Raw genomic sequence first — 13,141 nt, forward strand, 5'->3', positions numbered from 1 at the left:
CAGTCTTGATGACAGATCAAGCGCTTCAAACGCTAGTGGAAAAAATTTCAATCGTATTTTTTCAGAAACCTTTTCTGCATCAAGCTACATTTAATCGGCGGTTAAAAACTACGGGCGGTCGCTATCATTTAGCTTCGCATCACCTGGATTTTAATCCAACTGTCTTTTTAAAGTATGGACAAGAGGAACTGGAAAAAGTCATTAAGCATGAGTTATGTCACTATCATTTACATTTAGCTGGCAAAGGCTATCAGCATAAAGATAAGGACTTTAAAGAGTTATTGGCTAAGACTGGCGGTGCCCGTTATGCACCGCCTCTAGTAGAACGGAAAAAAGCAGTTTTCCATCAGTACCAATGTCAGTCTTGTGGAGAAGTCATCCTCAGAAAACGACGAATTGATACGACACGATATGTCTGCGGAAAATGTCATGGGCGTTTGTCCTGGCAAGTGAAAAAAGAACAAATCTAACGATTCTGGTCTTTGTTATCTTGACAAAGACCAGTAATTATTTTAGGATAAATAAGTGCTCTTAAAATGCAGATGTGTTGGAATTGGCAGACAAGCATGATTGAGGGTCATGTGGACAGATGTCCGTGTGGGTTCGAGTCCCATCATCTGCATCAACTAGTATAACAAGAGGTCGGGACAGAAGTGTTTAACTCCGAGAAATAAGAAGGAGTTGCTTCTGTTCCCGCCGTTTATCAGTTTTTGAGCGTGGAGCAAAAATCCAAAGTGATTTTTGTCCCACGCTCTTGTTTATTACGGAAAAACCATCAATTTTTTATTAAATTCTGATATTTATTATTGCTTTTTCATTATAGTTGGCGTAACTTTAGAGTATAAATTTGTGAAGCGAGGGAGTCCGTGTGAGAAATTTTAAAAAATCCGATAAATTAAATAACGTAAGTTACGATGTCCGTGGTCCTGTTTTAGAAGAAGCAGAACGCATGCAAGAAGAGGGCATACGTATTTTGAAATTAAATACAGGGAATCCAGCGCCATTTGGTTTTGATGCCCCAAATGAAATTGTGCGCGACATGATTGTGAATGTTCGCGATTCAGAAGGTTATTCCGATTCAAAAGGTATTTTTTCTGCAAGAAAAGCGATTGAACAATATTGCCAATTAAAAAAATTTCCTAATGTAACGATTAATGATATTTACACTGGTAATGGCGTGAGTGAATTAATTACCATGTGTATGCAAGGCTTGTTAAATAACGGCGATGAAGTACTTGTGCCAATGCCAGACTATCCTTTATGGACTGCTTCTGTTTCTTTGGCGGGCGGTACACCTGTTCATTATATTTGTGATGAGCAAGCAGAATGGTATCCAGACATTGATGATATAAAATCAAAAATAACTTCGAATACAAAAGCAATCGTTATTATAAATCCAAATAATCCGACTGGTGCTTTATATCCGAAAGAGTTATTACTAGAAATTGTCGAAGTGGCACGTCAAAATGATTTAATTATTTACTCCGATGAAATTTATGATCGTTTGGTCATGGACGGTTTGGTTCATGTACCGATTGCTACATTAGCACCTGATTTATTTGTCGTAACATTGAATGGTTTGTCAAAATCACATCGAGTGGCAGGCTTTCGATGCGGTTGGATGGTGTTAAGTGGAGATAAATCACGAGTAAAAGGGTATATCGAAGGGCTAAATATGCTTGCTTCCATGCGGTTATGCTCAAATGTGTTGTCACAACAAATCATTCAAACCGCATTAGGTGGCTATCAAAGTGTCGATGATTTACTTTTGCCAGGTGGCAGAATTTACGAACAACGAGAATTTATTTACAATGCGATAAATGATATTCCTGGTTTATCAGCCGTGAAGCCTAAAGCAGCTTTCTATATTTTCCCGAAAATTGATACGGCCAAATTTGACATTTATGATGATGAAAAATTTGTTTTAGATTTCTTACACAAACATCATATTTTATTAGTCCATGGTGGTGGGTTCAACTGGCAACAACCCGATCACTTCCGTATTGTTTATTTACCGAAGATGGAAGACTTAAAAACTACAGCAGATAAAATGCGTGAATTTTTAAGTACCTACAAACAAAAATAAAAGAACTACCAAAAAATAGCCTCTAACGAAGCTATTTTTTGGTAGTTCTTGTTTTATCAACAATACTATTCTGCGGTTTCACATGCTTTTTTACTAATAATCATTCGGTTGGTATATTTTTCTTCCATATCAGGACTAGGATTTGCTACTACGATGAGATAAGAATTTTCATACTCCTTCTCCACAAAGCCTGAATAATTTGTTTTTTCCCAAATGAAGTGAACCTTTTTCTCTTCGGCCATACAATAACACTCCTTTTTAATAAAAATGAACCTATTTATTTTCTAAGAAAACCTTAGATAATGTTCTTGCAGTATATTATGCAATAAAGTACAATAAAAGCATAATGCGAATTCGCATATTTTGACAAAATCCCCATTTTGCAAGGAAAATGGCCGATATAAATAGGAGCTATTGTGATGAATTCTTTAGGTGCAGTTATTAAAGAAATTAGAAAAAATAGAAAATTGACACAGAAAATGTTATCAGAAGACATCTGTTCGCAAAGTGTTTTAAGTCGCATTGAAAACAATGAAGAGTTGCCAAACGTCCTCGTAATGCAACAACTTTGTGATCGTTTAGGTGTGACTGTTGATCAGATTATGCGTTACAAATCTGGTGATGTGCATGTTGTTACGTATTCATTTGAAAAAATGGCTGAATATTTTCGCCATAAAAAATATCAATTATTATTAAATTATTTAAAGGAAAATCGTATTGAAGAACAATTGTATTTAGATACGGACTGGCAAAAATATTATTATTATTTAGGTAGTTGTGAATTGTTTGTTCTAAATGATTATGAAAAAGCTATTGCTAGCTTGCGTAAAGGGTTATCTTTCACCTATAAAGCCGATAAATTAAATGTTTCTGATTTAGAGATTCAATTAATTAGTTGTCTAGGTGCCACTTATGGTTACATGGGCAATCGAGTAGAAGCAGAACGATTTTTAAGTTTGAGTATTCATTATTTTAATCAATTGCCAAATGAACGCAGTAATGCAGAGTTAACGAAAATATTTTTTAATTATGCTGATTTCTTATTCAAAAATTATACAGAAAAAGATGCCGAAATTTATGTGGATCAAGGAATTACTTGGGCACGCAAAAAAAATAGTTATTATTATTTAAGTGAATTATTAAATCTAAAATATTTAGTTTTAATGAGAAAGAATAAACACGAAGAAGCAGAACGTTATCTAAACTTAGCACAACAAATGAAAAATGTGGAAAGTGGCAATCTTTAAAAAATCCTCAGAATTGCTTAAAAGGTCTACACCATTTCTTGACTTTTGTACTGATTAAGAGTACTTTTGAAGTAAGTAAAATAAAGAAAGAAGGATGAAGATGAAAACATTTATCTTTGCAGACAAGTTCTTTTTAAAAAGCGATGTTAAAGGACCTGGTTATTTAGAAATTACGGATGGTATCTTTGGTAATTATACAAAAGATGAACCGCAAGGGGACGTAAAAATTATTCGTGAGGAAGGCAAATGGATTGCCCCAGGTTTAGTGGATACTCATATTCATGGTTACATGAATCATGACGTAATGGATAACGATGCAGAAGGCATTAAAGTGATGTCTGAAGGCTTATTATCTTGTGGTGTAACTTCATTTTTACCAACAACGTTAACTTCAAGTAAAGAACGTTTAACAGACGTTGCACGTACGATTGGTCAAGTCTACCAAGAAGTACCTGGTGCAAAAATTCAAGGGATTTACTTTGAAGGACCTTTCTTTACTGAAGAACATAAAGGCGCACAAAATCCAAGTTATTTTGGAGATCCAGACCTTGATACATTCCACGAATGGCAAGAAGCTTCAGGCGGAATTATTAAGAAAATTGCGTTGGCACCAGAACGTAATGGTGTGAAAGAATTTGTTGAAACCGTTACAGATGAAGGTGTCGTTGTTGCTTTAGGCCATAGTAATGCGACCTTAGAAGAAGCTGATGTGGCAGTTGAAGCAGGCGCTAGCGTTTTTGTTCATGCATATAATGGGATGCGTGGCTTAAATCACCGTGAACCAGGGATGGTTGGTGCATTGTTAACGTTACAACACGTTTTCTCTGAATTAATTTGTGATGGACACCATGTACATCCGCAAGCGGCTGAAGTATTGATGGAAAAAGCGGGCCATGATCACGTTGCGTTAATTACAGACTGCATGATGGCTGGCGGTATGCCAGATGGCAACTACAATTTAGGTGAATTTCCTGTTGTGGTAGCAGAAGGAACGGCTCGTTTGGATACTGGGAACTTAGCAGGTAGTATTTTAAAACTAAAAGAAGCAATTAAAAATGTAGTTGATTGGGGTATTGCAACACCAGCACAAGCAATTATGATGGCTTCATTAGTTCCTGCGATCAGCTGTAAAATTGATGATCAATGCGGCATGATTGCAAATGGTCGCGATGCTGACTTTATCGTATTAGAACCAACCATGGAATTAGCAGCCACTTATTTAGATGGCGTAGAACGTTATCGAGCATAAGACACAAGAAAAAGCTTGCGGAAATTTATCCGCAAGCTTTTTTTATAATTCTTTTGGTAAAATCGCAGAAGTGATTTCTTTGTTCTCGTAGGCAATAAAAAAATCGATTAATTGCTTGTCAAATTGCTCAATATCCTCTTTGTAAAGGGAGCTAGGAATCACAAAGGTTTGCTCTAGAGTGCCTGCTAGATAATCGCCATCTAAACTTTGGGCAACAACTAAAAAGTCTTGTTCGCGCCAATGTTCCACATCTGTTTCAGAAATGGTTTCTGGAGAGGCTAAAAATTTACAATTTTCGACAAACTGTTCATCAATTTCTTCACTGAAGGTTAATTCAGCATCCTCTTCTTGAGGTTGAGAGAGGATTGCTTGCAAAAATGTTTGTGGTTTTGCATCGGGTAATGTTTCTTTTAGCTGTTCAAAATCCAATGAAAGTTCCTCCTTATTGTTTGTTTAAAATAGTTACTGAAAAATCAATGGGTGAATTTGTTTTAAGGCTTTTGGCTTCTAAGATGATTTTTTCAGCCAACAAATCGTTTCCGTTATATACAGGTGTCACTCGATAGCGAACGGTTTCGCCGCGATCAAGAGCTGCCCGAATCTGATTTTCATATTTCGTCATATAAGGAGTGTTGACAGGATTCTGATACAAGGTGGTTAAGTTACGTGGATCATCACCACTGCCTCCCATTTGACGGCCGATTAGGTGGCCACGCGAATGATTAGCTTTTCCTGAAATGAAACCAGCTGGTCGAATATCTTTATTAGCGGAAGTGCCTGTATTGACCATGGCGGGTTTTAATAGCGCATCAGCGCCTGTCGCTCGTTTTAGACGATCTAGTGAATGATAAGTAATCCAGCCGTTTGAGCTATCCTTTAATTCCTCTGCTGAAAATGTGGCTTTACCATTTTCAATGGGTCCAGGATTATCTCCTTTTGGTGCTGGTGTGCTTGAGGGGGTGGTTGTTTGTGGTTGAACATTAAATAAATCTTGTAAAGCATCAGGAACTTTAACGCCAACCGCGCCTAAAATTAAAATGATTAATGCGCCAATCAGCATGATGGTTGAATTAAATGGTGGTTTCTTCTTTCTGTTTGCCATAACGTGCTCCTCTAATTTTATACTTGCAATAGTCCAAATTTAAGTGGACCATCTTTTCTATTATACGTAAATTTGCTAAAAAATCAAAAAAGGCTTTTCTTTGAAAGACTTGTTTTCTCAGATATGTTACTATTTTAATGTAGAAGGGAAGGGATAGTGGATGGCCTATATTGAAGTCAAAAATGAATACAAGCGTTACCAAATGGGAGAGACAACTATTACTGCGAATGACGGCATTTCTTTTGAAGTGGAAAAAGGAGAAGTAGCGGTTATTTTAGGCCCCAGCGGTGCTGGAAAATCAACTGTTTTAAATATTCTTGGTGGAATGGACAGCTGTGATGAAGGGGAAATTATTATTGATGGCACAGATATCGCTCAGTTTTCAGAGAAACAATTAACCACTTATCGACGCAATGATGTCGGGTTTGTTTTCCAATTTTACAATTTAGTCCCAAATTTAACAGCAAAAGAAAATGTCGAATTGGCTTCGCAAATCGTTGCGGATGCGTTGGATTCGACCAATGTTTTACAATCGGTGGGTTTAGGGGAACGTTTAGATAATTTTCCAGCGCAACTTTCTGGTGGTGAACAACAACGAGTAACCATCGCCCGTGCGATTGCTAAAAAGCCAAAGTTACTTTTATGTGATGAACCGACAGGAGCGCTGGATTATGAAACAGGGAAACAAATTTTAACCATTTTGCAAAACACTGCTCGTGAAACTGGAACGACCGTCTTAATTATTACCCACAATTCAGCCATTGCAGAAATGGCCGATCGGGTAATTCGAATTAATGATGCAAAAGTTCGCGAAATGACTGTGAATGATCAGCCTAAATTGGTTGCTGAAATTGAATGGTAGGTGCCTAAAATGAAGAAAACAGCGCTAATTAAAACAAGCTTACGTGAAATTAGACAATCTACTACACGGTTTTTATCGATTATGGGGATTATTTTCCTTGGTGTAATGGTCTTTGTTGGTTTGAAAGCTACTGGCCCAGATATGATTAAAACCGCGAATAATTATTACCAGAAAGAGCAGCTTCCAGATGCGCGAATAATTTCTACAATGGGACTGGAAAAGAAAGATTTAACAACACTACAGTCTTTAAAAGATGTCGAAACAGTTGTGCCGCGGTATACAATAGATGCCACGATTGGGCCGCAAAATAATGCAGTAAAATTGTTTGGCTATCGAAAAAATCAAGCAGGATCGGTTAACTATCAAGTAGTTGACGGTCGGTTACCTAAACAAACAAATGAAATTGCATTAGATACATTAGCGAAAACTAGATATGACTATAAAATGGGTGATAAAATCACTTTAAACGATGCAGCGATTAAAGAAAAAGGGCTGACACAAACTCATTTTACTGTTGTTGGATTTATCAATTCACCAGAATATATTGATAATACATCCAGGGGAACCACAACGGTCGGTTCTGGAACGTTAAACTTTTTTGGCGTGGTTTCGGAAAAAGCCTTTGACAGTCAACGGTATCCAGAATTGCTAATCTCATTTCGTTCATTAAAACATCAAAATACGTATTCCTCTGATTATGAAAAGAAAAGAGAGCAGGCCTTGGATCAGGTAAAAGAGGCACTGAAAAATCGGCCAGAAGAACAGGTTGCCGCCCTACGTGATTCGGCTCAGCCGGACATTAACCAAGGTCGACAAGCGCTGGAAACGGGAAAACAAGCGCTTGCGCAGTTGGAGCAACAACTAGGAATTCCAGCTGAGATGCTTGAAAAGCAAAAAGACGAATTGGCTAAACAGGAACAACTGTTGGCTGAAAAAGAAACAGAGCTAGCCAATTTGAAAGCCCCAACGTATTATTATTTTACCAGGGAAGACAATCCAGGATTTTCTGAATATCAAGATAACGCTGATCGGATTTCTTCTTTAGCCACGCTATTCCCGTTGTTCTTTTTCCTAATTGCGGCATTAGTCAGCTTAACTACCATGACACGTATGGTGGAAGAAAAAAGAATGGAAATTGGTAGTTTGAAAGCTTTAGGTTATCGTAATCGTGAAATTGCTTCGATTTTTATTACCTATGCAACGGTTGCTAGCCTAACAGGTGCATTATTAGGATTGGCAGTTGGCTATTATCTATTCCCTAAAATAATTTTTGATGCCTACGGTCAAATGTACAATATTCCTGATTTAGTTACACCGTGGTACTTAAATTACAGTCTATGGGGCATCGTTGTAGCCTTAGCTTGTACTGTGGGAGCGGCCTTGGTGACATTAAGAATCGATTTATTAAGTACCCCAGCTACCTTGCTAAGACCCAAAGCGCCGAAAGCAGGCCAACGGATTTTACTAGAACGAATCCGCCCTTTATGGCAACGCATGAGCTTTATTCAAAAAGTGACCGCTAGAAATCTGTTCCGCTATAAACGACGGATGCTGATGACCGTTATCGGAATAGCTGGTTGTATGGGGCTGTTAATTGTTGGTTTTGGTTTACGCGATTCAATTGTGGATGTCGCTACAATTCAATTTAATAAAATCTGGCATTACCAAGCAGTCGTGACTTTTAAAGAGCAAACAACACCTGAAGAGACAAAAGAGTATCAAGAAACGTTGCGCAAACTGGATGGTTTGAATAAAACAATTCCGTTATATTCAGAAATCTTTAAAACGAAGGGCCAAGGTGCACCAACTCAAAATATTACTCTTTATGTGCCACAAGATCCTTCGAAAATGGCTGAGTTTCAATTATTTAATGATCGAGTCACTGGAGAAAAATATTCCCTCAACGATGACGGTGTAATCATTAATGAAAAATTAGCTAAATTATTCGGCTATAAAGTCGGAGATCAATTAAATTTAGAAAATAGTGATAATCAAACCTATCACGTGAAAATTGCCGCGATTGCAGAGAACTACACGGGTCATTTTGTCTATATGACGCCGAAACTCTACCAGACGATGACGACACAGAAGCCGGAGTATAATACAGAATTCCTACTTTTTGACAAAAAGTTATCCTCAAAACAAGAAACCTCAATCGGAGAGGCGTTGACAAAACAGCCGAAAGTGTTGAACATTACGTTTTTAACTGCGATGAAAGGTTCGTTTGATGATATGCTGAAAAGCCTTGATATTGTCATTTGGGTACTAATTGCTGTTTCTGGTTCTTTAGCGTTAATTGTGTTATATAATTTAACCAACATTAATGTTTCTGAACGGATTCGAGAACTTTCCACGATTAAGGTTTTAGGGTTTTACGATCGTGAAGTCACCACCTATGTTTACCGTGAAAACATTATTTTAACGTTCATTGGTATTATTGTTGGCTGCTTCTTTGGGAAAATTTTGCATCAATATATTTTAGCAACCGTTGAAGTTGATTTAATTATGTTTTCGCCAATTATTCATTGGCCAAGTTATCTGTATTCCGCAGTCATCACCATGTGTTTCACGTTGTTTGTGATGGTCATTATGCATCGGAAATTGAAGAAAATCAATATGATTGAAGCGTTAAAATCAAATGAATAGCACATTTTAAAAACGAGCAGTCCGTAGAAGTTCGATAATTCTAGGACTGCTCGTTTATTGCTGCTTCTTTTATTAAGAAAAAATAGGTCTTAAGATGTATCTTTTGAGATTTATTTGGAAATTACTACTCTTTTTATTTAAAAATTGGTACACTATTACTAGGTTATAGCACAGAAAGGAGTGTGGGAAAAGTGTTAGAAGGTCTACCATTGGAAACGGTTTATTTTTATGCATTAGTGGGGAGCGCGGTCCTCGCTTTTTTACTAATTATTTTTGGGGATGTTTTTAATTTTGATGGACCGGTGGACCCAATGCTGATTATTCCATGGATTGCTTTTACCTCGCTGTTTGGGTACCTTGGGGAAGAATTAACAGCGGTGAATAGTTGGCTTATTTTAATTGTCAGTGGTATTCTTTCAACCATTATTGTTTTCTTCCTAAATTTTTATGTGTTGGTCCCTTTGAAAAATTCGGAGGCCACAATTTCTATTTCGGAAAAAGACATGGAGGGGCGTGTTGCTACTGTGATTACCCCAATTCCTGTCCGGGGAATGGGCGAGATTCAATTGAAGAGTGTCACAGGTTCGTTAAGTCGACCAGCAGCATTTTATGTGCCACAAGAAGTGGCTGCGCCAAGAGGTAGTGAGGTATTGATTATTGAATTGAAAGAACGGGTTTGTTATGTCATTCCTTACGAAGGCAGTCTAAAAATATAGAGTAGGAGAGAAGAAAATGGGGATTTTGTTACCGATTATTATTGCAGTTTTAGTATTATTAATGTTATTAATTGTGTTTGTTTCTAAATATCAGACAGCCAAACCTGATGAAGCGTTAATTATCAGCGGGAGCTATCTAGGCTCTAAAAATGTTCATGTAGACGAAGGTGGCAACAAAATTAAAATCGTTCGTGGCGGTGGTGCGTTTGTCTTACCAGTGTTCCAACGTTCAAATCGAATTAGTTTGCTTTCAAGTAAATTAGATGTTTCTACACCAGAAGTGTACACAGAACAAGGGGTTCCTGTGATGTGTGATGGGACATCAATCATTAAAATTGGCTCGTCAGTTGAAGAAATTGCGACAGCAGCGGAACAATTTTTAGGAAAAACAACAGAAGAATTAGAAAATGAAGCACGTGAAGTATTAGAAGGACATTTACGTTCGATTTTAGGTTCAATGACAGTGGAAGAAATTTACCAAAATCGTGATAAATTTAGCCAAAGTGTACAAGAAGTTGCCAGTGTTGACTTAGCTAAAATGGGCTTAGTTATTGTGTCGTTCACAATTAAAGAAGTTCGTGATAAAAATGGATACTTGGATTCATTAGGGAAACCAAGAATCGCTCAAGTTAAACGTGATGCAGATATTGCTGAAGCAGAAGCCTTGAAAGAAACTCGCATCAAAAAAGCGGAAGCAGAAAAAGAATCACAACAAGCGGAATTGCAACGTCAAACAGAAATTGCAGAAGCTTCAAAAGAAAAAGAATTGAAATTAGCGTTATACAAACAAGAACAAGACATTGCCAAAGCCAAAGCAGACCAAGCCTATAACTTGGAAAGCGCGCGTGCACAACAACACGTGGTGGAACAAGAAATGGAAGTCAAAGTCGTTGAACGTCAAAAACAAATTGAGTTAGAAGAAAAAGAAATTACGCGTCGTGAAAAACAATACGACTCAGAAGTGAAGAAAAAAGCCGATGCAGATCGTTATGCACGTGAACAAGAAGCTCTTGCTCAAAAAGCACGTGAAGTGGCAGAAGCCGAAGCAGAGCGCTTCAAAGTTGAAGCATTAGCCGAAGCGGAAGCCAACAAAACGCGTTTAACAGGTCAAGCGCAAGCCGAAGCTATTTTAGCTCGTGGTGCAGCGGAAGCCGAAGCCAAACAAAAGATTGCTGATGCCTTCAAAGAATATGGTGAAGCAGCTGTGTTAAGTATGGTGATGGAAATGTTGCCACAATTAATGAAAGAAGCAGCACAACCATTGGGCAACATCGACAAGATTTCAGTGGTAGATACAGGCGCAGGTGGCGAAAATTCTGGCGCCAACCGTATTACCAATTATGCAACAAACTTGTTGGCTGGTACACAAGAAACACTAAAAGAAACAACGGGCCTTGACGTGAAAGAGCTAATTGAAAACTTTTCTAAAAAAGGTACCTCAAATAGCGTGAACTATCATGCAGCAGAAGGTTCAGAAAAAGAATAGAAATCAGCCTTTAAGGAGTAGCGAATCGCATTTCGTTACTCCTTAATGCTGCATTGAAACGATAAACGAACAATCTGACAGAGAAATAGCGAGTGCTTGTTTTGTTTCAAAGATTCTGATAACATAGAGTTCTTGGAGGGATAGAGATGTCAAAAAAGAATAAAGATATTGAAGTACGTGTTGAAGAAGAAAAAGCCCAATACAATGGAGCGAACGTTTTAATGAACAAATTATTTATTGGTAAAAAAGAAATCGGTCGTGTCATTCCGCAAAATGATAAAAAATTCATCATTGAAATTGATGGTAAGCAAGAAGGTACAGCAAAAAATCTGGACGAAGCCTTTGAAACAATTATTCGTCAATGGAATTTAAGTGAATAAAAAATAAATAACAATTTTTTTAAAAAAAGGGTTGCTTTTTTCTGGAAAAGATTGTATTATAACTAAGTCAGGTCGTTACAGCGACAATGACTTTTTGGAGGAATAGCGAAGTGGCTAAACGCGACGGACTGTAAATCCGTTCCTTAGGGTTCAGTGGTTCGAATCCACTTTCCTCCATTTTCTTTTTGGGGTATAGCCAAGCGGTAAGGCAACGGACTTTGACTCCGTCATGCGTTGGTTCGAATCCAGCTACCCCAGTTTTCAGAACATTTCTGGTAGAGAGATGTTCTTTTTTTGTATAATTATATAACAAAAATGAGGTAAGATTTTCCTCATGTACAGGCTAGAAAAGTTTTCATTTATATAAGAATATGCTAAAGTATTAAGAAAGAATAGTCTGGAGTTGATAAGAATGAACTTTAAAGAAAAAATTACAGAAATGGTTGAAAATGTTTACGATTTAGCACGCGATGGTAAGTATGATGTCAAAGTTGACTTAATTCCTCGTAAAAAAGGCAACATCAAAAGTGGTGTTAAAGTCACTTCTTCGAGAAATACAGCCCACAATATCAAATGGCGTTCAAAAAACTAACTCGTCTTTAACAGAAACACCGGAGCAGACAACATTATTGTCTACTCCGGTGTTTTTATTTTTCTAATTCGATGCCTAAGACAGTTAAATGACCATTACCAACTAATTTGATAACTAATTGGGCTAAGTGATTGGGTGTCATATCCGTTTCGCTAGTAATCCACCAATGAAGGGTACCGATGAAGATAGAGGTCATGTATTCAATAACAAAATCTATCGGTACGTCAATATCATTTTCGGTAATACGCAACTGCGAAAAAATCGTCGCATATTTTTCTTCGATAATTTCAGCTAAGCGTTTTCGAAAGTGTTCGTTGAAATTATTGTCCATGATAGTTAAGAAGAAAGATTTGTTCTCTTGAATGTTAATGTAGAGCTGCGTCAGAAGTTCTTCAATGTGCTTCACGCGGACACGGTTGCCATTAACCAGTTGTTGCGAATCAAGAATAGCGGTGAAAGCACTAAGCGTAAAGGTGAAGATTGCATCATATAAATGCTGTTTGTCTTTAAAATGAGCATAAAAAGTCGCACGATTAATCATAGCTTCATCAGCAATATCTTGAATAGTCACCGCTTCGTAGCCTTTCGTTTCTACAAGTTTAAAAAAAGCTTCAATAATCATTTTTCTGGTTCGTTGTACTCTAAGGTCTGTTTTCTTTGCCATCATAAATTCCTTTCGAGATAGTCAACATTCGTGGAAACTTTGTTGTTTATCTCACAAAATAGGGTAAATTGCTTGTTGCAAATCATTTAGAACCTTTCTAAAATAGGTATA

At 37.3% G+C, this 13,141-nt stretch carries 14 protein-coding genes and 3 tRNA genes; 13 read left to right on the top strand and 4 right to left on the bottom strand.

The window, feature by feature from the left end:
- Window positions 1-8 precede the first annotated feature (8 nt).
- From IGJ52_RS05810 to IGJ52_RS05820, 3 genes are all read left to right on the top strand, one after another.
- Window positions 9-470 carry a SprT family protein gene (locus IGJ52_RS05810; RefSeq protein ID WP_033600782.1) on the top strand — a complete coding sequence of 154 codons (462 nt, stop codon included), beginning with the start codon at window positions 9-11 and terminating at the stop codon, window positions 468-470.
- Window positions 471-538: 68 nt separating this feature from the next.
- A tRNA-Leu gene (locus IGJ52_RS05815) sits at window positions 539-622 on the top strand.
- A gap of 246 nt (window positions 623-868) precedes the next feature.
- A complete protein-coding gene (locus IGJ52_RS05820; protein ID WP_002357817.1) occupies window positions 869-2,086 on the top strand; it encodes a pyridoxal phosphate-dependent aminotransferase in 1,218 nt (405 codons plus the stop codon).
- A 65-nt stretch (window positions 2,087-2,151) separates the two neighbouring features.
- Here IGJ52_RS05820 and IGJ52_RS05825 read toward each other — a convergent pair whose 3' ends face one another.
- On the bottom strand, window positions 2,152-2,328 hold the full coding sequence (locus IGJ52_RS05825; RefSeq protein WP_002357816.1) for a hypothetical protein: 177 nt from the start codon (window positions 2,326-2,328) through the stop codon (window positions 2,152-2,154).
- A 177-nt stretch (window positions 2,329-2,505) separates the two neighbouring features.
- Between IGJ52_RS05825 and IGJ52_RS05830 the strand changes: the two genes are divergently transcribed.
- Both IGJ52_RS05830 and nagA read left to right on the top strand, forming a co-directional pair.
- A complete protein-coding gene (locus IGJ52_RS05830) occupies window positions 2,506-3,333 on the top strand; it encodes a helix-turn-helix domain-containing protein (protein ID WP_002381942.1) in 828 nt (275 codons plus the stop codon).
- A 100-nt stretch (window positions 3,334-3,433) separates the two neighbouring features.
- Window positions 3,434-4,582 carry an N-acetylglucosamine-6-phosphate deacetylase gene (gene nagA / locus IGJ52_RS05835; protein WP_002357814.1) on the top strand — a complete coding sequence of 383 codons (1,149 nt, stop codon included), beginning with the start codon at window positions 3,434-3,436 and terminating at the stop codon, window positions 4,580-4,582.
- Between the two features lie 42 nt (window positions 4,583-4,624).
- Here nagA and IGJ52_RS05840 read toward each other — a convergent pair whose 3' ends face one another.
- Together IGJ52_RS05840 and IGJ52_RS05845 are read right to left on the bottom strand one after the other, a co-directional pair.
- Window positions 4,625-5,011: a hypothetical protein gene (locus IGJ52_RS05840; RefSeq protein WP_002419803.1), complete on the bottom strand. Its 387-nt coding sequence runs from the start codon at window positions 5,009-5,011 to the stop codon at window positions 4,625-4,627.
- 13 nt (window positions 5,012-5,024) lie between these two features.
- Entirely contained in the window at window positions 5,025-5,684 is a 660-nt protein-coding gene (locus tag IGJ52_RS05845; protein ID WP_002363828.1) for a DNA/RNA non-specific endonuclease, read from the bottom strand.
- A gap of 160 nt (window positions 5,685-5,844) precedes the next feature.
- Here IGJ52_RS05845 and IGJ52_RS05850 point away from each other — a divergent pair, with 160 nt between their 5' ends.
- From IGJ52_RS05850 to IGJ52_RS05885, 8 genes are all read left to right on the top strand, one after another.
- Entirely contained in the window at window positions 5,845-6,546 is a 702-nt protein-coding gene (locus IGJ52_RS05850) for an ABC transporter ATP-binding protein (RefSeq protein WP_002363831.1), read from the top strand.
- Between the two features lie 9 nt (window positions 6,547-6,555).
- Window positions 6,556-9,192 (top strand): FtsX-like permease family protein, encoded by a 2,637-nt coding sequence (locus IGJ52_RS05855; RefSeq protein WP_033624597.1) that lies wholly within the window; start codon window positions 6,556-6,558, stop codon window positions 9,190-9,192.
- Window positions 9,193-9,374: 182 nt separating this feature from the next.
- On the top strand, window positions 9,375-9,908 hold the full coding sequence (locus IGJ52_RS05860) for a hypothetical protein (RefSeq protein WP_002357809.1): 534 nt from the start codon (window positions 9,375-9,377) through the stop codon (window positions 9,906-9,908).
- Window positions 9,909-9,924: 16 nt separating this feature from the next.
- The gene (locus tag IGJ52_RS05865) at window positions 9,925-11,394 is read left to right on the top strand and encodes a flotillin family protein (RefSeq protein WP_002365565.1); all 1,470 of its coding nucleotides are present in this window, start codon (window positions 9,925-9,927) and stop codon (window positions 11,392-11,394) included.
- 146 nt (window positions 11,395-11,540) lie between these two features.
- Window positions 11,541-11,774, top strand: coding sequence for a DUF2969 domain-containing protein (locus IGJ52_RS05870; protein WP_002357806.1), 234 nt, complete (start codon window positions 11,541-11,543; stop codon window positions 11,772-11,774).
- A 96-nt stretch (window positions 11,775-11,870) separates the two neighbouring features.
- Window positions 11,871-11,951: transfer RNA gene (locus IGJ52_RS05875), tRNA-Tyr, on the top strand.
- 9 nt (window positions 11,952-11,960) lie between these two features.
- Window positions 11,961-12,032: transfer RNA gene (locus IGJ52_RS05880), tRNA-Gln, on the top strand.
- Window positions 12,033-12,186: 154 nt separating this feature from the next.
- Window positions 12,187-12,366, top strand: coding sequence for a hypothetical protein (locus tag IGJ52_RS05885; protein ID WP_002357804.1), 180 nt, complete (start codon window positions 12,187-12,189; stop codon window positions 12,364-12,366).
- A gap of 55 nt (window positions 12,367-12,421) precedes the next feature.
- Here the strand turns inward: IGJ52_RS05885 and IGJ52_RS05890 are convergent, their stop codons facing one another.
- Window positions 12,422-13,033 carry a TetR/AcrR family transcriptional regulator gene (locus IGJ52_RS05890; RefSeq protein WP_002357803.1) on the bottom strand — a complete coding sequence of 204 codons (612 nt, stop codon included), beginning with the start codon at window positions 13,031-13,033 and terminating at the stop codon, window positions 12,422-12,424.
- Window positions 13,034-13,141: the final 108 nt, after the last annotated feature.

Source organism: Enterococcus sp. DIV1758, assembly GCF_051711985.1.
Lineage (GTDB): Bacteria > Bacillota > Bacilli > Lactobacillales > Enterococcaceae > Enterococcus > Enterococcus faecalis.

Coding starts and splice junctions, on each gene's coding strand:
- IGJ52_RS05810 (WP_033600782.1), top strand. CDS start 9: ATGACAGATCAAGCGCTTCAAACGCTAGTGGAAAAAATTTCAATCGTA.
- IGJ52_RS05825 (WP_002357816.1), bottom strand. CDS start 2,328: ATGGCCGAAGAGAAAAAGGTTCACTTCATTTGGGAAAAAACAAATTAT.
- IGJ52_RS05830 (WP_002381942.1), top strand. CDS start 2,506: ATGAATTCTTTAGGTGCAGTTATTAAAGAAATTAGAAAAAATAGAAAA.
- nagA (WP_002357814.1), top strand. CDS start 3,434: ATGAAAACATTTATCTTTGCAGACAAGTTCTTTTTAAAAAGCGATGTT.
- IGJ52_RS05845 (WP_002363828.1), bottom strand. CDS start 5,684: ATGGCAAACAGAAAGAAGAAACCACCATTTAATTCAACCATCATGCTG.
- IGJ52_RS05850 (WP_002363831.1), top strand. CDS start 5,845: ATGGCCTATATTGAAGTCAAAAATGAATACAAGCGTTACCAAATGGGA.
- IGJ52_RS05855 (WP_033624597.1), top strand. CDS start 6,556: ATGAAGAAAACAGCGCTAATTAAAACAAGCTTACGTGAAATTAGACAA.
- IGJ52_RS05865 (WP_002365565.1), top strand. CDS start 9,925: ATGGGGATTTTGTTACCGATTATTATTGCAGTTTTAGTATTATTAATG.
- IGJ52_RS05870 (WP_002357806.1), top strand. CDS start 11,541: ATGTCAAAAAAGAATAAAGATATTGAAGTACGTGTTGAAGAAGAAAAA.
- IGJ52_RS05885 (WP_002357804.1), top strand. CDS start 12,187: ATGAACTTTAAAGAAAAAATTACAGAAATGGTTGAAAATGTTTACGAT.
- IGJ52_RS05890 (WP_002357803.1), bottom strand. CDS start 13,033: ATGATGGCAAAGAAAACAGACCTTAGAGTACAACGAACCAGAAAAATG.